The 22,032-nt window shown below is 67.4% G+C and carries 20 protein-coding genes; 12 read left to right on the forward strand and 8 right to left on the reverse strand.

Annotated features, from left to right (window positions below; all coding sequences use genetic code 11):
• The first annotated feature begins 128 nt into the window (after positions 1-128).
• Complete coding sequence (locus tag BM360_RS00110; protein WP_165611157.1) at positions 129-1,676, forward strand: MFS transporter; 1,548 nt, start codon at positions 129-131, stop codon at positions 1,674-1,676.
• A 21-nt stretch (positions 1,677-1,697) separates the two neighbouring features.
• On the opposite strand, the gene BM360_RS00115 is transcribed toward BM360_RS00110, so the two are convergent.
• Entirely contained in the window at positions 1,698-2,390 is a 693-nt protein-coding gene (locus BM360_RS00115) for a TetR family transcriptional regulator (protein WP_093309148.1), read from the reverse strand.
• A 50-nt stretch (positions 2,391-2,440) separates the two neighbouring features.
• On the opposite strand from BM360_RS00115, the gene BM360_RS00120 reads away from it, so the two are divergent.
• The 4 genes from BM360_RS00120 to BM360_RS00135 are packed head-to-tail and all read left to right on the forward strand — an operon-like array spanning position 2,441 to position 8,621.
• A complete protein-coding gene (locus BM360_RS00120) occupies positions 2,441-3,613 on the forward strand; it encodes an efflux RND transporter periplasmic adaptor subunit (protein ID WP_093309149.1) in 1,173 nt (390 codons plus the stop codon).
• Between the two features lie 6 nt (positions 3,614-3,619).
• Entirely contained in the window at positions 3,620-6,790 is a 3,171-nt protein-coding gene (locus BM360_RS00125; protein WP_093309150.1) for an efflux RND transporter permease subunit, read from the forward strand.
• Positions 6,790-8,289 (forward strand): efflux transporter outer membrane subunit, encoded by a 1,500-nt coding sequence (locus BM360_RS00130; RefSeq protein WP_093309152.1) that lies wholly within the window; start codon positions 6,790-6,792, stop codon positions 8,287-8,289. The genes BM360_RS00125 and BM360_RS00130 overlap by 1 nt, the downstream gene beginning before the upstream one ends.
• Before the next feature lie 56 nt (positions 8,290-8,345).
• The gene (locus BM360_RS00135; protein ID WP_093309154.1) at positions 8,346-8,621 is read left to right on the forward strand and encodes a hypothetical protein; all 276 of its coding nucleotides are present in this window, start codon (positions 8,346-8,348) and stop codon (positions 8,619-8,621) included.
• A 10-nt stretch (positions 8,622-8,631) separates the two neighbouring features.
• Here BM360_RS00135 and BM360_RS00140 read toward each other — a convergent pair whose 3' ends face one another.
• The 3 genes from BM360_RS00140 to BM360_RS00150 all read right to left on the reverse strand — a co-directional run bounded on the left by BM360_RS00140 (position 8,632) and on the right by BM360_RS00150 (position 11,731).
• On the reverse strand, positions 8,632-9,399 hold the full coding sequence (locus BM360_RS00140) for a methyltransferase (protein ID WP_242653224.1): 768 nt from the start codon (positions 9,397-9,399) through the stop codon (positions 8,632-8,634).
• Positions 9,396-10,028: an alpha/beta fold hydrolase gene (locus BM360_RS00145; RefSeq protein WP_093309160.1), complete on the reverse strand. Its 633-nt coding sequence runs from the start codon at positions 10,026-10,028 to the stop codon at positions 9,396-9,398. Before BM360_RS00145 ends, BM360_RS00140 begins: the two co-directional genes overlap by 4 nt.
• A 371-nt stretch (positions 10,029-10,399) precedes the next feature.
• Positions 10,400-11,731, reverse strand: a complete 1,332-nt coding sequence (locus tag BM360_RS00150; protein ID WP_093309164.1) for an MFS transporter — start codon at positions 11,729-11,731, stop codon at positions 10,400-10,402.
• 119 nt (positions 11,732-11,850) lie between these two features.
• Here BM360_RS00150 and cyoA point away from each other — a divergent pair, with 119 nt between their 5' ends.
• The 7 genes from cyoA to BM360_RS00185 are packed head-to-tail and all read left to right on the forward strand — an operon-like array spanning position 11,851 to position 18,506.
• Positions 11,851-12,966 (forward strand): ubiquinol oxidase subunit II, encoded by a 1,116-nt coding sequence (gene cyoA / locus BM360_RS00155; RefSeq protein ID WP_093309167.1) that lies wholly within the window; start codon positions 11,851-11,853, stop codon positions 12,964-12,966.
• 9 nt (positions 12,967-12,975) lie between these two features.
• Positions 12,976-14,973, forward strand: a complete 1,998-nt coding sequence (gene cyoB, locus BM360_RS00160) for a cytochrome o ubiquinol oxidase subunit I (RefSeq protein ID WP_093309170.1) — start codon at positions 12,976-12,978, stop codon at positions 14,971-14,973.
• Between the two features lie 3 nt (positions 14,974-14,976).
• Positions 14,977-15,609 (forward strand): cytochrome o ubiquinol oxidase subunit III, encoded by a 633-nt coding sequence (gene cyoC / locus BM360_RS00165; protein ID WP_093309173.1) that lies wholly within the window; start codon positions 14,977-14,979, stop codon positions 15,607-15,609.
• Entirely contained in the window at positions 15,606-15,995 is a 390-nt protein-coding gene (gene cyoD / locus BM360_RS00170) for a cytochrome o ubiquinol oxidase subunit IV (RefSeq protein WP_093309175.1), read from the forward strand. The genes cyoC and cyoD overlap by 4 nt, the downstream gene beginning before the upstream one ends.
• On the forward strand, positions 15,995-16,693 hold the full coding sequence (locus tag BM360_RS00175) for an SURF1 family protein (protein WP_093309177.1): 699 nt from the start codon (positions 15,995-15,997) through the stop codon (positions 16,691-16,693). The genes cyoD and BM360_RS00175 overlap by 1 nt, the downstream gene beginning before the upstream one ends.
• The gene (locus BM360_RS00180; RefSeq protein ID WP_093309179.1) at positions 16,690-17,979 is read left to right on the forward strand and encodes an ATP-binding protein; all 1,290 of its coding nucleotides are present in this window, start codon (positions 16,690-16,692) and stop codon (positions 17,977-17,979) included. Before BM360_RS00175 ends, BM360_RS00180 begins: the two co-directional genes overlap by 4 nt.
• Positions 17,976-18,506 carry a response regulator transcription factor gene (locus BM360_RS00185; RefSeq protein WP_093309181.1) on the forward strand — a complete coding sequence of 177 codons (531 nt, stop codon included), beginning with the start codon at positions 17,976-17,978 and terminating at the stop codon, positions 18,504-18,506. Before BM360_RS00180 ends, BM360_RS00185 begins: the two co-directional genes overlap by 4 nt.
• Before the next feature lie 7 nt (positions 18,507-18,513).
• Here the strand turns inward: BM360_RS00185 and BM360_RS00190 are convergent, their stop codons facing one another.
• The 4 genes from BM360_RS00190 to hppD form a co-directional block, all read right to left on the reverse strand.
• Complete coding sequence (locus BM360_RS00190; RefSeq protein ID WP_093309183.1) at positions 18,514-18,876, reverse strand: Rieske (2Fe-2S) protein; 363 nt, start codon at positions 18,874-18,876, stop codon at positions 18,514-18,516.
• Entirely contained in the window at positions 18,873-19,508 is a 636-nt protein-coding gene (gene maiA, locus BM360_RS00195; RefSeq protein WP_093309186.1) for a maleylacetoacetate isomerase, read from the reverse strand. The genes BM360_RS00190 and maiA overlap by 4 nt, the downstream gene beginning before the upstream one ends.
• Positions 19,505-20,791: a homogentisate 1,2-dioxygenase gene (gene hmgA / locus BM360_RS00200; protein ID WP_093309189.1), complete on the reverse strand. Its 1,287-nt coding sequence runs from the start codon at positions 20,789-20,791 to the stop codon at positions 19,505-19,507. Before hmgA ends, maiA begins: the two co-directional genes overlap by 4 nt.
• A 125-nt stretch (positions 20,792-20,916) precedes the next feature.
• On the reverse strand, positions 20,917-21,990 hold the full coding sequence (hppD, locus tag BM360_RS00205) for a 4-hydroxyphenylpyruvate dioxygenase (RefSeq protein WP_093309190.1): 1,074 nt from the start codon (positions 21,988-21,990) through the stop codon (positions 20,917-20,919).
• Between the last annotated feature and the right edge of the window lie 42 nt (positions 21,991-22,032).

The raw sequence follows: 22,032 nt of genomic DNA on the forward strand, positions 1-22,032 counted from the left end.
AAAAGTCCGGAGCAGCCGATCTTGATCTGCTTGAATCACCTGGAGAATGTTCGCGCCACTCTGCTGCGGTGCGGGATCGCTCCGCCCGCAGGCACGTTGCCCCGCCGACCGTGCACCGAGGGTGGCCCATGACCAGCCTGTCTCCGCAACCCCATGTCAGCGACGAAGATCGTGAGCGCGGGTTGAAGCTGCTCGTCACGGAGGCGGCCTTCTCCGGCGGAGCGGCGGCGCTCACCACCGGCGTGATCCTTACCGCCTTTGCGCTCCACCTGCAGGCCTCCAACGCCATGGTCGGCGTGCTGGCGAGTGCACCTTTCCTTGCGCAACTCCTGCAATTGCCTGCGATCCTGCTTGTCGAGCGGCTGCGCGCGCGCAAGCGGATCTCGGTCTGGTCCAGCGTGGCGGGGCGGCTGACCCTTGCGGCGATGGCGGGCACCGCCTTCTTCACAGGCACGGTGCCGCTGGCGATCTTCCTCGCCGCGCAGATCCTGCTGTGCAGCATGAACGCGATCGGTGGCTGCGCGTGGAATGCGTGGATGCGCGATCTCGCACCCGAGGACCGGCTCGGCCGCGTGTTTGCCCGGCGAACCGCGTGGTTGACGGCGATCAACCTCCTGCTGGGGCTTGCCGCCGCAACCGCGCTCGACATGACGGCCGAAGGTTCACGCGCGCGCGACACGGTGTTCGCCGGCATGTTCGCGGCCGGGTGCGTCACCGGGCTGATCAGCGCGCTGATCGTCGCCGCCATGCCGGAGCCGCTGATGCCGCCATCGCCCGGGCCGGTGCGGCTGTGGCAGTTGCTCCGCCAGCCGCTGCGCGACGCCAACTTCGTCCGGCTGCTCCGCTTCGTCGGCAGCTGGCAGTTCGCGATCAATCTGGCGACGCCGTTCTTCACCGTCTTCATCGTCCGCCAGCTGCGCTTCGATGTCAGCTTCGTGATGGTGCTGAGCGTCGTCAGCCAGGCAGCCAACATCGTGTCTCTGCGCCTCTGGGGCGTGCTGAGCGACCGGCATGCCAACAAGTCGGTGCTGACGGTGTGCGCGCCTGCCTACATCTTCGCCATAGTCGCGATGATCGGCGCGTCGCAGTTCGACAATCGGCTGCTGGTCGCGGGATGGCTGATCCTGCTCCACCTGGTCATGGGGGCGGCAGTCGCCGGGGTGACGCTCGCCTCGACCAACATCGCGCTGAAGTTGTCGCCGAAGGGCTCGGCCACCGCCTATGTCGCGGCGAATGCGATGGTGACCGCGTTGGCGGCGGGGCTGGCGCCGATCCTGGGCGGTCTGTTCGCCGACTTCTTCTCCGCGCGGCGCCTGGAGCTGCTGCTCCGCTGGACGGGGCCGCGCGGCGATCTGGCGCTGCCGGTGCTGCTGACCAGTTGGGATTTCTACTTCCTGATCGCGGGCGCGCTCGGCCTTTATGCCATGCACCGCTTGTCGCTGGTGGCCGAACATGGCGAGATCGAACGGCGGGAAATGGTCAATCAGGTGATTTCCGAAACGCGCCGCACCATCCGCAACATCTCCAGCGTGGCGGGGCTGCGCGCGGCGACAGAGCTGCCCGCATCGCTGCTGCGCGATGCGCGGATCAGGATCCGTCTGGCACGGGCAAGGGCGCGAATCGAGCAGCGCAAGCGCGGCAGCCGCCAGGGCCGCAAGGTGAGCGGCCGGATCTGACCGCCCGCGCGTGCCCTTCGATCAGCCAGTAGAACGCGCGGAGTCGGCTTCAAGCCGATCCAGCTCGTCATCGATGAACTGGATGAACTTGCGTGCGAGCGCATCGTGCCCTTCGCCCGTAAAGCAGATCTGCCGATGCAGCATCGCGCCGCCGACGGTGAAGATCAGCTCGGCCAGCGTATCGCGCGCGGCGGCGCTCTGCTCGCCCGGCGCCAGCATGGTGAGCGCGAGGCGAAGGCTGTCGCGCAGCCGGGTCTGCGCCGCGGCGAGGATGGCGGCGGTGCGGGTGTTGCGCAGCGCGTCTGCGGCGATGTCGGCGAACAGGCGGCGGCCTTCCTCATCCGGCTGGCGGGTGATGAAGCCGGAGATCCAATCGCGCAGCCGGCGCGAGTCGCCGGTTGCGATCGCTTCCGTCAGGTTCGGATCGTCGAGCAATTCGGCAATATCCTGCTCGACGATCGCGGCGATCAGATCCTCCTTGCCGGCGAAATCGCGATAGATCTGGCCGACGAGAACGTCTGACTCGCGTGCGATCTGGGCCACGCCGGTGCCGTGAAAACCCTGCTGGGCGAACAAGCTACGTGCAGCCGCGACGATCCGCGTCCGCCGTTGTTCCGCATTGCGGCGCGGCCCTGGGCCGGTGCGCGCTTGCGCGCCGCTCGTTGTTGATCCCATCCTCTCCTTGACGCCTCCTGACGTTCGCAGTAGCAGCATTGTGAGCGAACGTTCACTCACAAGCAACAGCTAACTTTTTTGGGGTCTCCATGAACCGTTTTCGCCGCTCGGCGCCGATCGCGCTGGCGCTGCTTGCCGCGTGCGGCAAGGGCGGGGAGGGCACGCCGCCGCCGGCCGGGCCGCCCGAGGTCGGAGTCGTGCAGTTGACCCCGCAGGCAGCGACGCTGACCAGCGTGCTGCCGGGCCGGACAGCCGCTTTTGAAACGTCGGAGGTGCGGCCGCAGGTGAGCGGGCTCATCATCGAGCGGCTGTTCCAGGAAGGCGACAGCGTGCGGAAGGGGCAGCCGCTCTACCGCATCGATCCGCAGCCTTATACTGCGCAGGTGGCGAGTGCGCGCGCCGCGCTGGCCCGCGCGCGTGCGGCGATCGCGTCGAGCGCCGCCCTGCAGCGCCGCTACGGCGAACTGGTGCGGATCAACGCCATCGCCCGGCAGGATTTCGAGAATTCGGTGACCGCTGCGCAGCAGGCGCAGGCGGATGTCGCTGCCCAGCGCGCGGCGTTGCGCAGCGCCGAGATCGACGTGGCGCGCACCACCGTCCGCGCGCCGATTTCCGGACGGATCGGCCGCAGTTTGGTCACCACCGGAGCGCTCGCGACGGCGGGCCAGGCAGATGCGCTGACCACCATCCAGCGGCTCGACCCCATCTATGTCGATGTGCCGCAATCCAGCGCCGACCTGCTGCGCCTGCGCCAGCAGCTCTTGCAGGGTGAGCTGGCGCGCGGTGGCAGCGCCGCGCGCGTGCGGCTGCGGCTGGAGGACGGGTCGGTTTATCCGCAGGAGGGTCGGCTGCAGTTCGCCGACGTGACGGTTGATCCCACCACCGGCACGCAGACCATCCGGGCGATCTTCCCCAATCCGCGTGGCCTGCTGCTGCCCGGCATGTATGTCCGCGCCGAACTGGTCGAAGGCGTGCGTTCAGATGCGCTGCTGGTGCCGCAGCGCGCCGTTACGCGTAGCGAGCGGGGCGAGCCGACCGTGCTGGTCGTCGGGCCTGACAACAAGGTCGCGCAGCGCGTGCTCACCGCCCCCCGCACGGTCGGCGATGCGTGGCTGGTCACCGCCGGGCTGAGGCCGGGCGATCGCGTCATCGTGGAAGGCGGCCAGTCCGCCCGGCCGGGAACGTCGGTGCGCGCCGTACCGTGGCGTGGGCCTGCGGCGCCCGCTGCAACCGGCGGGCCAGCCGCGGCTCCGGCCCGGTAAGCCAGCATGGCACGCTTTTTCATCGATCGGCCCATTTTCGCATGGGTCCTCGCCATCCTGTTGATGCTGGCGGGCATTCTCGCCATTCGCAGCCTGCCCATCTCGCAATTCCCGGTCATCGCTCCGCCGGCAGTGGCGATCACGGCGACCTATCCGGGGGCGGACGCGCAGACGCTCGAGAACACGACCACCCAGATCATCGAGCAGCAGCTGAAGGGGATCGACAACCTTCGCTACTTCTCGGCCAATTCCTCGTCCGCGGGCACCGTAACGATCACGGTGACGTTCGAGCAGGGCACCGATCCCGATACCGCGCAGGTGCAGGTGCAGAACAAGCTGCAGGCGGCGATGCCGCTCCTGCCGCAGGAGGTGCAGCAGCAGGGCATCCGCGTGGATAAGTCATCGGCCAGTATCCTGCTGGTCGTCGGCATCTATTCCGAAAATGGGAGCCACACCGGTCTCGACCTCGCCGACATCGTCGCCGCGCGGGTGCTGGATCCGGTCAGCCGCGTGACCGGCGTCGGCCAGACGGAGCTGTTCGGATCGCAATATGCGATGCGCATCTGGGTCGATCCGCTGAAGCTCAACAGCTATCAGCTGACGCTCGACGATGTGTCCACCGCCGTCCGCGCGCAGAATGCGCAGGTCTCCGCAGGCCAGCTCGGCGCGCAGCCGTCCCCGCGCGAGCAGATGCTGAACGCCACCGTGTCGATCCAGTCGCGCCTGCAGACGCCGGAGCAGTTCGGCGCCATCCGGCTGAAGAGCGGGGTCAACGGTTCCGTTGTCCGCCTGTCGGACGTGGCACGGGTGGAACTCGGAGCCGAGACCTATGGCTTCGACCTGAAATATAACGGCAAGCCCGCATCCGGTTTCGCCATCCGTCTTGCGCCGGGTGCGAACGCGCTCGACACGGTGGAGACGGTGAAGGAGCGGATCGCCGAGATCGCGCGGGAATTCCCGTCCGACGTCAAGGTCGTCTATCCGTTCGATGCGACGCCGTTCGTGCGCCTTTCTGTGGAGCAGGTCATCCACACGCTGGTCGAGGCGGTGGTTCTCGTCTTCCTCGTCATGTTCCTGTTCCTGCAGAACTGGCGGGCGACGTTGATCCCGACCATCGCTGTGCCGGTCGTGCTGCTCGGCACGTTCGGCGTGATGGCGCTGGCCGGATACTCGATCAACACGCTGACCTTGTTCGGCATGGTGCTGGCGATCGGTCTGCTGGTCGACGACGCCATCGTCGTCGTCGAGAATGTCGAGCGCCTGATCGTCACCGAGGGGCTGAAGCCTCGCGATGCGGCCCGCAAGTCGATGGACGAGATCAGCGGCGCTCTGATCGGCATCGGCCTCGTCCTGTCGGCCGTGTTCCTGCCGATGGCGTTCTTCGGCGGGTCGACCGGCGTGATCTACCGCCAGTTCTCGGTCACCATCGTGGCTGCGATGATCCTCTCGGTGCTGACCGCGCTGATCCTAACGCCGGCGCTGTGCGCCACCATCCTGAAGCCCCACGATCCGAACAAGGGCCACGGCAACGGCCCGCTTGCCCGCTTCTTCCGCTGGTTCAACGACCGGTTCGATCGCGGCTCGGAGGCCTATGAGCGCGGCGTTAAGGGCACTGCGCGCCGCTGGAAGCGATCGCTGCTCGTCTATCTGCTGATCGTCGGCGGCGTCGGGCTGCTGTTCGCGCGCTTGCCGTCCGGCTTCCTGCCCGATGAGGATCAGGGCATGCTGTTCGCGCTGGTGCAGGGGCCTGCTGGCGCCACCAGCGCGCGGACGGACGCGGCGCTCGACAAGGTGCAGGATCACTTCCTCAAGGATCCGGCGGTCGAATCCATCTTCACGCTGAACGGCTTCAGCTTTGCGGGCGCCGGGCAGAATGCGGGCATCGCCTTCATCCGCCTCAAGGACTTCGAGGAGCGCTCGTCGGCGGACGTGCGCGCGCCGGCGGTGGTCGGCCGCGCGATGCAGGCGCTGGGCAGCTACAAGGATGCGATGATCTTCGCGCTAGTGCCCCCGGCGGTGCAGGAACTCGGCAACGCGACCGGCTTCGACGCGCAGCTGGTCGACAGCGGCGGGATCGGACACGAGCGGCTGCTCGCCATCCGCAACCAGATGCTCGGCATGGCCGCGCAGGACAAACGGCTGGCGCAGGTCCGCCCGCTCAGCCTGGAAGATGCGCCGCAGCTCAAGGTCGAGGTCGATCAGGACAAGGCGCGCGCGCTCGGTCTCGATCTCGCCTCGGTCAACTCCACGCTCGCGACCGCATGGGGTGGCGCCTACGTCAACGACTTCATCGATCGCGGACGGGTGAAGCGCGTCTACCTCCAGGCCGACGCGCCTTACCGGCTGCGACCGGAGGACATGTCCGCCTTCTACGTGCGTGGCACCAGCGGGCAGATGGCGCCCTACAGCGCCTTCTCGACCCAGTCCTGGTCGCTCGCGCCGGTCCAGCTCACCCGCTACAACGGCCAGCCGGCAATGCAGGTGCAGGGCTCGCCCGGCCCGGGCATCAGCACGGGCGGCGCGATGAAGGCGCTGGAGGAGATCCACGCCAAGCTGCCGCCAGGCACCGAGTTGCAATGGACCGGTCTCTCCTTCGAGGAGCGGTTGTCGGGCGGGCAGGCGCCGGCGCTTTACGGTCTGTCGCTGCTGATCGTGTTCCTCTGCCTCGCGGCACTTTATGAGAGCTGGACGGTGCCGATCTCGGTACTGCTGGTCGTGCCGTTGGGCGTCATAGGCGCGCTGCTGGCGGCGGCGATGACGGGGCTGAACAACGACATCTATCTGCAGGTCGGCCTGATCACGACCATCGGCGTATCCGCCAAGAACGCCATCCTGATCGTAGAATTCGCCGAGGAGCGAGTGCTGGGCGGAATGAACCCGTTCGAGGCGGCGGTGGAGGCGGCACGCCTGCGTCTCCGGCCGATCCTGATGACCAGCCTGGCCTTCGTGTTCGGCGTGCTGCCGCTCGCGATCTCGACCGGCGCGGGTGCGGGTGGTCAGAATGCGATCGGCCGCGCGGTGGTCGGCGGCATGCTGACGGCGACGATCTTCGCCATCTTCCTCGTGCCCATGTTCTTCATCCTGGTGCTGCGCCTGTTCGGCAAGGGCGGGGAGGCAAGACCTGCCGTGCATGACGAGCCGGACGGTGAGCCTGCGGTCGAGGGGAGGCGTTCGTGATGGGCAAGTCGATCCTGCCGCTGCTCGCCGGCAGTGCGGTGCTGCTCGCCGGGTGCGATCTCGCGCCCAAATATGTCCGCCCAGCTGGTGCGGTGCCGAGCACGCTGCCGCAGGGCGGCGCCTATCCCGCGCCGCGTGCGGATGGTGCGACGGATATCGCGCTGGTCGGCTGGCGCGACTTCTTCACCGATCCCCGCCTCGTCGGCGTGATCGAGACGGGGCTGGCGAACAATCGTGATCTGCGCGTCGCTGCCGCCAACGTGCTGCAGGCACGCGCCCAATATCGCGTGCAGCGGGCCGATCTGTTTCCGACAGCCACGGTGAACGGCAGCGCCACCTACACCAACAATCTGTTCGGTGCAGCCGGCGCGACGGGCGGGGCAGGAGCCGGCACGGGCGCGGGCACCGGCGTCGGCACAGGGGGCGGGACCGGGGCCGGCGGCGGCGGCGTCGGCGGCAGCTCGTCCGACATCCAGTTCTACTCGGTCAATGCCGGTTTCTCCGCTTTCGAGCTCGACCTGTTCGGTCGCATCCGCAACCTGACCCGCGCAGCGCAGGAGCAGTATCTCGCCAGCGAGGAAGCGGCACGATCGGCCCGGATCAGCCTGATCGCCGAGATCGCCACCGCCTGGACGACGATGGCGGCGGATCAGGACCAGCTGCGCATCGCCCGCGATACGCTGAAAACGTTCCAGGAGACGCTGAACCTCACCCGTGCGCAGTTCCGCATCGGCGTCGCCTCGGAGCTGGAAAGCCGGCAGGCGGAGACCAATTACGAGGCGGCGCGCAACGACGTCGCCGCGCTGACCGCCCGGATCGCGCAGGATCAAAATGCGCTGAACCTGCTCGTCGGAACGACGGTGCCGGCCGAGCAATTGCCTGCCGCCCTCGGCAATGCCGAGGTGACGCGCGATGCCTTGCCGGCGGACCTTTCGTCCACGGTGCTGCTGAAGCGGCCCGACGTGCTTCAGGCGGAGCACCGGCTAATTGCCGAAAACGCCAATATCGGCGCGGCGCGTGCCGCCTTCTTCCCGCAGATCTCGCTGACGGGCACGATCGGGACGATCGGCACGGCGCTTTCCGGCCTGTTCCGCTCGGGCAGCTACACCTACACCGCATCGCCCGCGATCGGCCTGCCGATCTTCGACGGCGGGCGGAACCGGGCCGGGCTGGATTATGCCCGCGCCTCGCAGCAGGCGGCGGTCGCCACCTATGAGCAGACGATCCAGACCGCCTTCCGCGAGGTGGCCGACGCGCTGGCGCAACGCGGCACCATCGTCGAGCAACTGGGCGCGCAGACGCGGCGGGCAGAGGCGGCGCGGGTCGCGGCGCGCCTATCCGATGCGCGCTACCGGGCGGGCGTGGACAGCTTCCTGACGGCGCTGGACGCGCAGCGGACCGCCTATTCGGCAGAGCTGCAACTGGCGACGACGCGGCTGACACGCGCCAACAACCTGATCGAGCTCTATCGCTCGCTTGGTGGCGGATTGCAGCCGTAAGGGGGCTTGCGCGGCGGCGTGGTTGCCATAATCTTCGGTCAAACGGGGAGGATAAGATGGCCAATCTGGACGCATTGCGCGCCGACGATGAGGATAGCGGGGACAAGAGCCTCGTCATCCTGCAGACTTTGCTCTGCCTGCTGCGCGAGAAGAACCTGCTGACGCGGGCGGATATCGAGGATCTGTGCGAGCGGGTCGCGGTTCGCGCCCAAGCCTCCAGCGCGCACGCTTTACCCTGCCGCCGCGACACTGCGGAGGCAGCGGCGGCGGAGATGGCGAAGATCGGCAGCTTCATCGGCTCCACCTATGGTGGCAAGCACCGCCGGATGTGAGCGGGGCGGCCTAGCTGCCGTTCAAGGGCCGGTCGAACCGGCATAGCGCCACTTCATAACGGGCGACGGCACCTGTCGCCTCGAACCGCCGCGTCACGCGCCTAAGCGCCGCGGGGCCGAGCGAGCGGTGGCCGGGGCGGGGCGTGCCGGCGCCGATGGCGCGGACCGAGCGGAGGAACGAAGCCGCGTCGCGATGCGGCTCGACGAAGGTGCGGGGCGTAATCGTGCCGCTCGCTCCCGCCGGCCGGATCGCGCTGAGGTTTTCCAGCGACGGGTAATCGGGCGTGCCCGGGCTCAAACCCTCCTCGGCATGAGCGCGCTGCCACTCGGCAAAGGTGCCCGCCATCAGGGTGGTGACAAGCAGGGTGCCGCCGGGCCGAAGCACGGCCATCAGTCCAGCGAGCGCGCCCGGCAGATCGTCGAACCATTGCGCCGCCAGACTGCTGCACACGAGGTCGAACGCCGCCTCATCCGGCAGATTCAACCGATCCCCCGCGGTAAGGCCGAAGCGAACACCGGGCTGCCCGCCGAGACGCGCCCGAGCGCGGGCGAGCATGCCGTCGGCGATGTCTGTCATCAGCCAGTCGACCCCGTCCAAACGGGGCAGCGCGGCGGCGGCGACGAAACCGGTACCGCATCCGACCTCCAGGATGCGCGCGCCGGATGCGGCAAGCGGGACCAGCGTGTCGGCCAGCCAGCCGGCAACCTCCCGCTGCACCTGCGCATGACGGTCATAGTCGGCTGCCCGGTCGAAGGCGCGGGCGACCGCGTCGTTCACGCCAGACCCTCCGCAAACGCCCGAATGCGCTCGGCGCACCATCGTGGGTGGCTGAGCGGCAGGAGGTGTCCGCCGTCCGGCAGCGTCTCGCGTCGAACGTTTCCCGTCTCGGCGAAGCTATTCTCGCGAAGCTCCGCCGGCAGGATCGGATCCTGTCCACCCTGCAGCAGCAGCACGGGCAGAGCGAGTGCGGCGGAAGCGGTACGCGCGTCGGCATAGCGTAGCAGCCGCAGGTCAGCGCCAAGGCGAGCAGCGTTCAAAGTTTCAGGCGGCGGAGGCGCACCACAGCGTGCCCGAAAGTCGGTGACCACCTCTAACGGGTGTTGGGCAAAGCGCGTGAGCATGCGATCGATGATGCGGGAGGGAACGCCGGGCCGACCGTCCATCGCGGCGAATCGGTCGAAGCCGTTGATGATGACTACGCCGCGGCAGCCGCGCGGCAGAGCTTGGAGAAGGTGCAGTCCGCCGAGCGAATGGCCGACTGCACAGGCGGCTTCCACACTCGGCTCGACCGCTGTTCCGAAGTAGCCACGATCTGCCGCGATGCAGCGAAAACCGTCCAGATGGACGATCATTTGCGTCCAAAACGATCGATCGAAGCCCCAGCCATGCGCCAAAGCTACGAGCATGCGTCGATGCTGGGGGCAGAGCTAGCGAGTGAGGTCCACAACACGCGGCCGCTGTAACCCTGGAATGCGTAGCGCGCCAGCCAACGATCATGCTCACGATTGCAGCTAATGCAGCTGCCTTCTCTCTTGTTGCACTTGCTAAATCGCTCGCTGCGTTGCACAACGCTCCTGCCTTTCAGGCATCCTCTCCTAGACTTTCGGGCTGGCTCTCGGGCTGGCCCTTTTTTTTTTGCGCGCATTCTGCTAATGTTCGCGCGCTGAACCGCCGATAAAAGTACAGAAAATCGGAGCGGAGCCGCCGGTCAGACCGGCAACGGCGGGGCAGCTGGGGGATCGAGGCGCCGGCGCGACTCTCCCCCACTCTCTCCCGATCAGTCCAGCCGGCGGGCCAGTTCCTTGTTGAGGCCGAGCGCGGCCAAGGTCGCCAGCGCGCCCGACAGCAGATAGGCGCCCGCCGCGACGATGCCGTAGGCCTGCGCCAGCACCAGCGCGACCAGCGGCGCGAAGCCGGCTCCGAACAGCCATGCGAGATCGGACGTGATCGCGGCCCCGGTGTAGCGTGCACGCTTCGGAAAGTTGCTCGTCACCGCGCCCGACGACTGGCCGAAGGACAGGCCGAGCAGCAGGAAGCCCGCGCCCATGAACACGATCTCGCCCATCTCCCCGCCTTCGAGCAGCTGCGGTGCGAAGCCCGAAAATACCGCGATGGCCGCTGCGGTATAGCCGAGCACCGATCGCCGTCCGATCCGATCCGCCAGCAGCCCCGATGCGATCATCGCCAGCAGGCAGATCACCGCACCCGCCATCTCGATCATCAGGAAGCGCGTCAGGCTCTGCTGCGTGAACAGCGCCACCCATGAGAGCGGAAATACCGTCACCATGTGGAACAGCGCATAGCTGGCCAGCGGGGCGAACGCGCCGATCACGATGTTGCGCCACTGCGCCTTCAACGTGGCGGGGACGCGCGAGGGGGTGAGCTCTCGGCTGCGGAACATCTCGTCATATTCCGGGGTCACGACGATGCGCAGCCGGGCGAACAGCGCGACAACGTTGATCGCGAAGGCGACGAAGAAGGGATAGCGCCAGCCCCAGTTGATGAAATCCGCCGGGGTGAGCGTACCCAGGAAGAAAGCGAACAGCCCGCTCGCCAGCAGCAGCGCCAGCGGTGCGCCGATCTGCGGCACCATCGCCCACCAGCCGCGCCGCTTGTCGGGCGCATTGAGCGCGAGCAGCGAGGCCAGCCCGTCCCACGTGCCGCCCCACGCGAAACCCTGGCCGATCCGCCCGGCAGCAAGCAGCACCGCCGATGCCGCGCCCACCGTCTGATGGCCCGGCAGGAAGGCGATCGCCACCGTGGACGTGCCGAGCAGCAGCAGCGCCATCGTCAGCTTCGCACCGCGGCCATAGCGCCGATCCAGCGCCATGAAGATCTGCGTGCCGATCGGCCGGGCAAGGAAGGCGAGGGGGAACAGGGAGAAGGACAGGATGGTGGCGGTCAGCCGGTCGAACGTCGGAAAGACCAAAGCCGGAAACACGATCACCGAGGCGAGCGCGTAGACGAAGAAGTCGAAATATTCCGACGTACGGCCGATCACGACGCCGATCGCGATGTCGCCCGGTCGAACATCATGGTCGCCTCGCGCGTTGACGCGGCGTGCATCGCGCTCATGCGGTGCGGAATTGGCGGTGGCGGCCTCGGCCATGATCCCAGACTTTCACGAGTTCGAACGTTCGAACGCTGCTCTACGCCCCTCGGGCGCAGCGGGGGATAGGACAAATTGTCCACTTCCGCCGCGCTGCGGCAAAGCCTAGCTCGGCGACGATGGCTCAGCCTCTCTTCCGTTCGCTCCGCCTGTGGCCGCTGGCGGCCATGCCGCTGCTCGGCGCGTGCAGCACCGTCGTGATGGATCCGGCGGGCGATGTCGCGCGCCAGCAGTCGCACCTGATCCTGTGGGCGACGGGGCTGATGCTGCTCATCATCGTGCCCGTCATGATCCTGACGGTGCTGTTCGCCTGGCGTTACCGCGCGACCAACGAGGATACGGATTACGATCCCGATTGGGACCACTCGACCGGGCTGGAGCTGATCATCTGGTCCGCTCCGCTCGTCATCATCGTTGCGCTCGGCGCCTTGACGTGGGTCGGCACGCACACGCTCGATCCCTATCGCCCGCTTGATCGGCTGGCGGAGGGGCGGCCTCTCACGCCGGCGGTGCGGCCGCTTGAGGTGCAAGTCGTTTCGCTCGACTGGAAATGGCTGTTCATCTACCCCGAACAGGGCATCGCCACGGTGAACGAGCTGGTCGTGCCCGTCGACCGGCCGATCCGCTTCCGCATGACATCCTCCAGCGTGATGAACACCTTCTGGGTGCCGTCCATGGCAGGCATGATCTACACCATGGCCGGCATGGAGACGCGCCTGCACGGCGTGCTCAACCGCACCGGCAAGTTCGAGGGGCGCTCGGGCAATTATAGCGGCGCCGGCTTTTCGGGCATGAGCTTCTGGACCTATGCTGTGCCCGAGACGCGCTTCGCCAGCTGGGCGGCGAACGTGCGGCGCCAGCCGCGACGGCTCGACGTGCCGACCTATCTGAAGCTGGAGCGGCCGAGCGAGCGGGTCCGCCCGATCGGCTTCGGCGGCGTCGATCCGCGGTTGTTCGAGCGGGTGGTGGCGATGTGCGTCCAGCCCGGTACGCCGTGCATGGATATGAGCGGACATGGCATGCAGAAGGGGGTCAACAATCGTGCACCCCGCCCCGGCGAAGCCGAAGGCGCATTAACCCGCGAGCCGCACGAGAAGGGATCGAGCCCGCATCTTTCCGCCCCTCCCGGGCCGGCCCCCGGTGCGCGCGATCCCGGTCACCGTGCCAACCGCAATCTCACCTGGGCGCTGCCGCCGCGCGGTCCCATCGCCCGCGCGTCGCGCGCCGAAGCCTGAGTTCACCCCATGTCCGATACGCTCCTCAAGACGATCTTCGGCCGGCTGACGCTGGAAAGCTTTCCCATCCACGAGCCGATAATCCTCGGCACGTTCATCGTGGTGGCGCTGGGCGGTGTTGCGCTGGTCGCGGCGCTCAGCTGGTTCAAGCTGTGGCGCTATCTTTGGACGGAGTGGTTCACCAGCGTCGATCACAAGAAGATCGGGATCATGTACATGATCCTGGGCACGATCATGCTGCTGCGCGGCTTCTCCGACGCGATCATGATGCGTTTGCAGCAGGCGATGGCGTTCAACAACGACGGCTATCTGAACGCGCATCATTATGATCAGGTGTTCACCGCGCACGGCGTCATCATGATCTTCTTCGTGGCGATGCCGTTCGTCACCGGGCTGATGAACTATGTCGTGCCGTTGCAGATCGGCGCACGGGACGTATCCTTCCCGTTCCTCAACAATTTCAGCTTCTGGATGACGGCGAGCGGGGCCGTGACCGTCATGGCCAGCCTGTTCGTCGGCGAATTCGCCCGCACCGGCTGGCTGGCGATGGCGCCGCTTTCGGGGCTGGATTACTCGCCCGATGTCGGCGTGGATTATTATATCTGGGCCTTGCAGATTGCGGGCGTCGGCACTTTGTTATCCGGCGTCAACCTGCTCTGCACCATCATCAAAATGCGTGCGCCCGGCATGGGCCTGTTCCAGATGCCGGTGTTCACCTGGGCGTCGCTCGTCACCAACGTGCTGATCATCGCCGCCTTCCCGGTGCTGACCGCGGTGCTCGCGATGCTGAGCCTCGATCGCTACGTCGGCACCAACTTCTTCACGAACACGGGTGGCGGCAACCCGATGATGTACGTGAACATGATCTGGATCTGGGGTCACCCGGAAGTCTACATCCTGATCCTGCCCGCGTTCGGCGTCTTCTCCGAGGTGGTGTCGACTTTCTCCAGCAAGCGCCTGTTCGGCTATACGTCGATGATCTACGCGCTGATCGTAATCTGCATCCTCGCCTATCTGGTGTGGCTGCACCACTTCTTCACCATGGGTTCGGGCGCCAGCGTCAACAGCTTCTTCGGCATCACGACGATGATCATCTCGATCCCGACAGGGGCGAAGATCTTCAACTGGCTGTTCACCATGTACCGCGGGCGTATCCGGTTCGAGCTGCCGATGATGTGGGCGATCGCGTTCATGCTCACCTTCGTCATCGGCGGGATGACGGGCGTGCTGCTGGCGGTGCCGCCGGCGGACTTCCAGCTGCACAACTCGCTGTTCCTCGTGGCGCACTTCCACAACGTCATCATCGGTGGCGTGCTGTTCGGGATGTTCGCGGGGATCAATTACTGGTGGCCGAAGGCCTTCGGCTTCAAGCTGGACAAGCGTTGGGGCACGATCAGCTTCTGGTGCTGGGTGGTCGGCTTCTGGGTCGCCTTCACGCCGCTCTATGTGCTCGGCCTGATGGGCGTCACGCGGCGGCTGCGCACCTTCGACGATCCCTCGCTGCAGATCTGGTTCATCATCGCAGGGATTGGCGCTGCGATCATCGCGGCGGGCATCGGCGCCATGCTGATGCAATTCTACGTCTCGATCCGCGACCGCGAGCGGCTGCGCGACACAACGGGCGATCCGTGGGGCGGGCGCACGCTGGAGTGGGCGACCTCGTCGCCGCCGCCGGCCTACAACTTCGCCTTCACCCCCGTCGTCCACGATCTCGACGCCTGGTACGACATGAAGTCGCGCAAGGCATCGCGGCCGACCGAAGGGTTCCGCGCCATTCACATGCCGAAGAACACCGCGACCGGCATCGTCCTGGCGGGCCTGTCCACCGTCTTCAGCCTGTCGATGATCTGGTATATCTGGTGGCTTGCGGCGATATCATTCGCCGGGGTCATCGGCTACGCCATCTTCCACACCTTCAACTATGACCGCGATTTCGACATTCCGGTGGACGACGTGCGCCGCTTCGAAGATGCGCGCACCAAGGCGCTTGCGGCGGCGGAGGTCTGATCGATGAGCGAGCAGACCGCCACGCCGCCCGGCGCGGAAAACCCCGTCTTTTACGACGTCGAGGATCACCCGCATCCGCCGGGCGCCAGCACGATGCTGGGCTTCTGGCTCTACCTGATGAGCGATTGCCTCATCTTCGCAATGCTGTTCGCCGCCTACGGCGTCTATGGCGGCAGCACCGCGGGCGGCCCGACCGCGAAAGAGCTGTTCGATCTGCCATTGGTTGCGGTGAACACCGCGATGCTGCTCTTCTCGTCGATTACCTACGGCTTCGCGATGATCGCGACGGACGAGAAGAAGCAGGGGGCGACGCTCGCCTGGCTGGCGCTGACCGGGCTGTTCGGCGCCGCGTTCATCGGCATCGAGCTGTACGAATTCTCGCACCTGATCCACGAAGGCGCAGGGCCGACGCGCTCGGCCTTCCTGTCCGCCTTCTTCACGCTGGTCGGCACGCACGGCCTGCACGTCACCAGCGGGCTGATCTGGCTCGCCGTCCTGATGGTGCAGGTGGCACGGCGCGGGCTGATCGCGGACAATGTGCGGCGGCTGCAATGCCTGTCGCTGTTCTGGCATTTTCTCGACGTGATCTGGATCGGCGTGTTCACCTTCGTTTACCTGATGGGAGTGCTGCGATGAGCGCGTCGGGCCACCAGACGCAGGGCCATGAGGCGCAGCATGGCGACGATGCGCCGCACGGATCGCGTCGCGGCTATGTGATCGGCTTCCTGCTGTCGGCGGTGCTGACGGCGATTCCGTTCGCGCTGGTGATGGGGGGCGCCTTCACCGACACGCGCATCACCGCGGGCCTGATCACCGTAGCCGCGGCGATCCAGATCGTCGTCCACATGATCTACTTCCTGCACATGAACACGAAGTCCGAGGCGGGCTGGACCGTGATGGCGCTGATCTTCACCGCCATCATCGTCGTCATCGTGATCGCGGGTTCGCTTTGGGTCATGTACAACATGAACGCCAACATGATGCCGCACATGATGACGGAAACGGGCAGCGGCGGCATGTGATGCGGCGCGGCCGCCTGCTCCTTGCCGCCTGCGCTGCGCTCGCGGCGCTCGTGCTGGCGGGGCTGGGCGTCTGGCAGATCGAGCGGCGGGCGTGGAAGCTGGCGCTCATCGAGCGGGTGGACGCGCGGATTGCGGCGCCTGCACGGCCGCTTCCGCCGCCGGCGGCGTGGCCGGCGCTCGCTCAGGACGGTGCCTATCTGCGCGTGCGTTTAGCGGGCGTCTGGAAGCCAGTCCGTCCGGCGCTGGTCAAGGCGGTGACCGATCTCGGCGGCGGCTGGTGGGTGATGAGCCCGCTTCAGACGGCCACTGGAGTGGTGTTGGTCAATCGCGGCTTCGTGCCCGATGCTCTGAAAGGCAGCATCGCGCCGGTGAGCGGACCTGCCGAGATCGAGGGACTGCTGCGGCTTGATGAGCCGGGCGGCGGCTTCCTGCGGCGCAACGATCCGGCCGCGGATCGCTGGTTCTCGCGCGACGTGCGCGCCATCGCGCACGCGCGCGGCGTGAGGGACCCGGCCCCCTTCTTCATCGATGCCAAGGCCGAAGGCCCGGGTTGGCCCCGCGGCGGCCTGACCGTCGTCCGCTTCCGCAACGCGCATCTCGTTTATGCGCTGACGTGGTTCGCGCTGGCGGGGATTGCGGCCGTGTTCGCCTGGGCCGTTGCGCGGCGGCCGCGCGGGGCGCAGGACGGGCGGCGATGACGGGCCTGTCCTTCCTGCCGCCCGAGCCGCTCGACGGCGATGCCCGCGCGCGCAACGTGCGATTGCTGTCGGTGCTGCGTTCGCTGGCGATCGGCGGGCAGCTGGCGACGATCCTGCTCGTGCGGTTCGGCTTCGGCGTGCCCTTGCCGCTGGCGCCGATGATCGCTGCCTTGGCAGTGCTGGTCGCGCTCAACCTGCTGATCGGCACCATCGCCGCGCGCCGCCAGATCGGTGATGCCGCCTTGTTCGCGACGTTGCTGGTCGACGTCATCTGCCTGACGGTGCAGCTTTACCTCAGCGGCGGCGTGACCAACCCGTTCGTCGGCCTCTATCTGCTGCAGGTGGTGATCGCCGCGGTGCTGCTGCCAGCCTGGGCCAGCTGGGCGCTGGTTGCGCTCACGAGCGTGCTGTTCGCCTGGCTCGGCGCGTCGCCCTTCCGCCTGCCGGCCGGGTTCGGCGCGGCGATGTCGCCGCCGCATATCGCCGCCGCGTGGGTCAGCTTCACGCTCGCGGCGATCCTGCTCGTGCTGTTCGTCACGCGCATCGTCCGCAATCTGGCGGAGCGCGAGGCCCGGCTGGCCGATCTGCGCCAGCGTGCGGCGGAGGAGGATCACATTGTCCGCATGGGCCTGCTCGCCAGCGGGGCCGCGCATGAACTGGGCACGCCGCTCGCCTCGATGGCGGTGATGATCGGGGACTGGCGGCACGATCCCGCGCTCAGCGGATCGCCCGCGCTGATGGCGGAGCTGGACGAGATGGCCGGGCAGATCGGCCGCTGCAAGGATATCGTCGGCCAGGTGCTGCTGGCGGCGGGCGAGGTGCGCGGCGATGCCCCGGTCCGCACCACGCTCCGCCACTTCGTGCGGGACGTGGTGGACAATTGGGAGAGCGCCACGACCCCGACTGTCGAGATTGACGACGCGCTGGCGCACGATCCGCCGATCATCGCCGACGAACCGCTGGCCCAGACCATCGTCAACCTGCTCGACAATGCGGCGGAGGCGGGCGCGACGTGCGTCCATGTCAGCCTGCGGCTCGAGGGAGAGACGGTGAGGGTGACGGTGCGCGACGACGGCCGCGGCTTTGCACCCGCCATCCTGCGTGATTTCGGCAAGCCTTATCGCAGCACCAAGACGCGCCACGGCGCCGGCCTCGGCCTGTTCCTCGCCACCAACGTGCTGCGCACGCTGGGCGGGCGCATCGAGGCGCGGGATGCGGCGGGCGGGGGCGGCGAGGTGACGTTGACCTGGCCCTTGTCGGCCGTGGCGGTGGAGTCTGCTTCATGAGCGAGGCACGACGCCTGTTGATCGTGGAGGACGATGCGGTGCTGGCCCGCACGCTCGCCCGCTCGTTCGAGAAACGCGGCTATGCGGTCGAGGTGCTGCATGAGCCGGCCGGGCTGGAGGAGGTCGCCACCCGCTTTCGCCCGACCCGCGCCATCGTCGACCTGCGCCTGGGTGGCGCCTCGGGCCTCGGCTGTATCCGCCAGCTGCACGAACTGAACCCGACGACCCGCATTGTCGTGCTGACCGGTTTCGCCAGCATCGCCACGGCAGTCGAAGCCATCAAGCTGGGCGCAACCAACTATCTCAGCAAGCCCGCCAACAGCGACGACATCGAGGGCGCGTTCGAGAAGGTGGATGGGGATGAGGGCGTCAATCTCACCACCCGGTCCACCTCGATCAAGACGCTGGAGTGGGAGCATATTCACCAGGTGCTGGCGGAAACCGACTTCAACCTGTCGGAGGCCGCCCGCCGCCTCGGGCTTCACCGCCGCACGCTCGCCCGCAAGCTGGAGAAACGGCACATCTGACGGGCGGTCAGGCGGTGACGATCGATCCGTCGATCACTGCGACCGGCCATGGTGTCAGCCATTGGCCGGCACACGGGCCACCTACGCAGAGGCCCCCATCCACGTCGAACAGCGCGCCATGCCAGCTGCACGCGATCAGCTGGCCATCGGGCGTGAGGTAATCGTCCAGCTTCTGCGCCAGCGGCACGCCCATGTGCGGGCACCGGTCGACATAGCCGACCACCGCATCACCGCGCCGCACGACAAAGCCGTGGAAGCGTCCGGCGCGAAGCTGCAACACATAGTTGCGCGCGCTCCCGTCCGCGATGGCGTCCAGCGGCCCCAGCCGCACGCCCGCCGGGGTGGCGGAGAGGCGCGCGTCGGCGCTCATCCGGCGTCCGGCTGCATGTCGGGGTGGGCAGCGGCGACCGCTGGTATTGCCCTGAGCCGTTCGGCCGCGGCGAGGAGATGCGAATAGGGCGTTACGTCCACGCCGAACCGATCGGCCGAATAAAGCTGCGGCACGAGGTAGCAGTCGGCCAACGTCGGCGTATCGCGATAAGCGAAGCCGCCGCCGTGGCGCGCGATCATCGTCTCCAGCGCGGCGAAGCCTTCGCCGATCCAGTGGGCGATCCAGCCATCCACCTGCGCCTGCGTCGCGCTGAGGTCGCCGCGGAGCGCCTTCAGCACGCGAAGATTATTCAGCGGGTGGATGTCGCAGCCGATCACCGCCGCCATCGCCCGCACCGTGGCGCGCGCACCGGGCTCGGGCGGCAGCAGCGGCGGATCGGGATAGCGCTCCTCCAGCCACTCAAGAATGGCCGGGCTCTGCATCAGCACGCCGTCCTCGCTCTCCAGCGCGGGCACGAGGCCTTGGGGTTGGAGCGCGAGATAGTCGGCCGCGCGCTGTTCGCCCGTCCGCAGGTCGTGCGGCACCTGCTCATACGCCAGGCCCTTCAGGTTCAGCGCGATGCGCGTGCGATAGGCGGTGCCCGATCGCCAATAGCCGTGCAGCCGCATCATGCGCCGGGCAGCTCCGCCTTGGCGAAGCCGGACCAGCACTCGTCATAGTCGAGCTGCATCGTCGGCGACTCCACCGCCCAGCGCGTGGGCGCCAGAACGTGCGCGCTCTCGAACATGAACGCCATCGTGCCCTCGATCCGGTGCGGGGCAAGCGGGGCGGAGACCGCCTTGTCATAGCTCGCCCGGTCCGGCCCGTGCCCGTTCATCTGGTTGTGCAGCGAGGCGCCGCCTGGCACGAAGCCGCCTTCCTTGGCGTCATAGGCGCCCACGATCAGGCCCATATACTCGCTCATCACGTTGCGGTGGAACCAGGGCGGGCGGAACGTATCCTCCGCCACCATCCAGCGCGGCGGGAAGATCACGAAATCGCAGTTCGCCGTGCCCGCGCGCTCCGAGGGCGAGGTGAGCACGGTGAAGATGGACGGATCGGGATGGTCGAAGCTGACCGTGTTGATCGTGTTGAACCGCGTCAGATCGTAGCGGCAGGGCGCGAGATTGCCGTGCCACGCGACCACATCGAACGGCGAGTGATCCAGCGTCGTCGTCCACAGCCGGCCCTGAAATTTCTGGACCAGCTCATAAGCGCCGTCGACATCCTCATACGCGGCGACGGGCGTCTCGAAGTCGCGCGGATTGGCGAGGCCGTTGGCGCCGATCGGCCCGAGATCGGGCAGGCGGAACGGGCTCCCGTGGTTCTCGCAGACATAGCCGCGCGCTGGCCCCTCGATCAGCTCGATTCGGAAGCGCACGCCGCGCGGGATGAGCGCGATCTGGAGCGGCGCGGCCTCGATCACGCCCATCTCGCTCACGATCCTGAGTGCACCCTGCTGCGGCACGATCAGCAGCTCGCCATCCGCATCGAAGAAGGCGCGCATCATCGAGACGGTGGCGGCGTAGAAATGGACGGAGATGCCGCTCGCCGCACCGTCGCCATTGCCCGCCTGCGTGACGAGCCCGGCGACGAAATCCACCTCCTGGTCGGGCAGCGGCAGCGGATCCCAGCGCAGCCGGTTGGGGGAGGGGGGCACCTCGTTGAACGGGGCGCCGCGCAGGTGCGGCGCGCCGGCATAGCAAGTGAAGGGCGGATGTGCCGCGCTCGGCCGCAGACGGTAGAGCCACGACCGGCGGTTCTCGGCCCGCGGTGCGGTGAAGGCGGTGCCCGACAGCTGCTCGGCATAAAGGCCGAAGGGCACGCACTGGGGCGAGTTGCGGCCGACCGGCAGCGCGCCAAGGACGGCTTCAGTCGCAAAGTGGTTGAGGAAGCCGGTCTGGTAGGTGGTCACGCTAAGCCTCCCGCCGCGCGTCGGTCGCGGCGAAGCCGCGCCCTATGCGCGGCTCGCGCGCGCCGGCCGGTCGATGGCGCCACCGATGTGCCGCATCCGGGCCGAAGCTTTGCTTCGTCCGCGGATCAGGCATCGACCTGGATCACGCCGCGCCGGATCTGATCCAGCTCAATCGACTCGAACAGCGCCTGGAAATTGCCGTTGCCAAAGCCCTCATTGCCCTTGCGCTGGATGATCTCGAAGAAGATCGGCCCGAACATCGTCTCGGTGAAGATCTGCAGCAGGATGCCCTCGCCGCGCTCGACGCTGCCGTCGACGAGGATGCGGTTGCGCTTCAGCCGCTCCAGATCCTCGCCATGGCCGGGGACGCGCTTGTCGACCAGCTCGTAATAGGTCTCGATCGTGTCCTGCAGGCTGACGCCGCGCTCGCGCAGCTTCTCGACCGTCGTGTAGATGTCGTCCGTGGTCAGGGCGAGGTGCTGGATGCCTTCGCCCTTATATTCGCGGATGAACTCCTCGATCTGGCTCTTGTCGTCCTGGCTCTCGTTCAGCGGAATGCGGATTGCCTTGTCGGGCGCGATCATCGCCTGGCTGAACAGGCCGGTCGCCTGGCCCTTGATGTCGAAATACTTCTGCTCCTCGAACCCGAACAGCGTGCGGTAGAATTCGCTCCACACCCGCATCTGGCCGCGCCGGACATTGTGGGTGAGGTGGTCGAGCAGGTCGAGCCCGACGCTGTTCGCCGCCTCCGCCTCGCGCCAGCCGGGGAACTCGGCCCAGTCGGCGTAGAGGTCCGCGCCGTCCTTGATGAAGTAGAGGTAGGAGCCGCCAATGCCGCGGATCACGGTATCGTCCTCGTCCGTCCGCTCCGCGCCGTGCGCCAGCGCCCAGTCGAGTGCGGCCTGCGGATCGGCGACACGGAATGCCATCGCACTGGCGGAGGGCCCATGCTCCCCGCGGAAGGCGGCGACGCGGCCGGCATCGTCGCGGTTGAGCATCAGGTTGATGCGGCCCTGCTTGTAGCGGGTGATGTTCTTGCGCGGGTGGCGGTGCGTCGGGACGAAGCCCATCGCCTCGAACTGGCGCGCCATCGCCTCAGGGTCGGGCGAGGTGAATTCGACGAACTCGAAGCCGTTGAGGCCGAGCGGGTTCGCCGTCGCCTGCGGCACCTCCGCCGTCTGCTGCCCGATATCTGCCATGCCGACCTCTCCAACTGGTAACAGATGAAACTATGTCGCGAT

The sequence above is a fragment of the Sphingomonas jatrophae genome (genome assembly GCF_900113315.1).
Classification (GTDB): Bacteria; Pseudomonadota; Alphaproteobacteria; order Sphingomonadales; family Sphingomonadaceae; genus Sphingomonas_P; species Sphingomonas_P jatrophae.

Coding starts and splice junctions, on each gene's coding strand:
- BM360_RS00110 (WP_165611157.1), top strand. CDS start 129: ATGACCAGCCTGTCTCCGCAACCCCATGTCAGCGACGAAGATCGTGAG.
- BM360_RS00115 (WP_093309148.1), bottom strand. CDS start 2,390: ATGCTGCTACTGCGAACGTCAGGAGGCGTCAAGGAGAGGATGGGATCA.
- BM360_RS00120 (WP_093309149.1), top strand. CDS start 2,441: ATGAACCGTTTTCGCCGCTCGGCGCCGATCGCGCTGGCGCTGCTTGCC.
- BM360_RS00125 (WP_093309150.1), top strand. CDS start 3,620: ATGGCACGCTTTTTCATCGATCGGCCCATTTTCGCATGGGTCCTCGCC.
- BM360_RS00130 (WP_093309152.1), top strand. CDS start 6,790: ATGGGCAAGTCGATCCTGCCGCTGCTCGCCGGCAGTGCGGTGCTGCTC.
- BM360_RS00135 (WP_093309154.1), top strand. CDS start 8,346: ATGGCCAATCTGGACGCATTGCGCGCCGACGATGAGGATAGCGGGGAC.
- BM360_RS00145 (WP_093309160.1), bottom strand. CDS start 10,028: ATGCTCGTAGCTTTGGCGCATGGCTGGGGCTTCGATCGATCGTTTTGG.
- BM360_RS00150 (WP_093309164.1), bottom strand. CDS start 11,731: ATGGCCGAGGCCGCCACCGCCAATTCCGCACCGCATGAGCGCGATGCA.
- cyoA (WP_093309167.1), top strand. CDS start 11,851: ATGGCTCAGCCTCTCTTCCGTTCGCTCCGCCTGTGGCCGCTGGCGGCC.
- cyoB (WP_093309170.1), top strand. CDS start 12,976: ATGTCCGATACGCTCCTCAAGACGATCTTCGGCCGGCTGACGCTGGAA.
- cyoC (WP_093309173.1), top strand. CDS start 14,977: ATGAGCGAGCAGACCGCCACGCCGCCCGGCGCGGAAAACCCCGTCTTT.
- cyoD (WP_093309175.1), top strand. CDS start 15,606: ATGAGCGCGTCGGGCCACCAGACGCAGGGCCATGAGGCGCAGCATGGC.
- BM360_RS00175 (WP_093309177.1), top strand. CDS start 15,995: ATGCGGCGCGGCCGCCTGCTCCTTGCCGCCTGCGCTGCGCTCGCGGCG.
- BM360_RS00180 (WP_093309179.1), top strand. CDS start 16,690: ATGACGGGCCTGTCCTTCCTGCCGCCCGAGCCGCTCGACGGCGATGCC.
- BM360_RS00185 (WP_093309181.1), top strand. CDS start 17,976: ATGAGCGAGGCACGACGCCTGTTGATCGTGGAGGACGATGCGGTGCTG.
- BM360_RS00190 (WP_093309183.1), bottom strand. CDS start 18,876: ATGAGCGCCGACGCGCGCCTCTCCGCCACCCCGGCGGGCGTGCGGCTG.
- maiA (WP_093309186.1), bottom strand. CDS start 19,508: ATGATGCGGCTGCACGGCTATTGGCGATCGGGCACCGCCTATCGCACG.
- hppD (WP_093309190.1), bottom strand. CDS start 21,990: ATGGCAGATATCGGGCAGCAGACGGCGGAGGTGCCGCAGGCGACGGCG.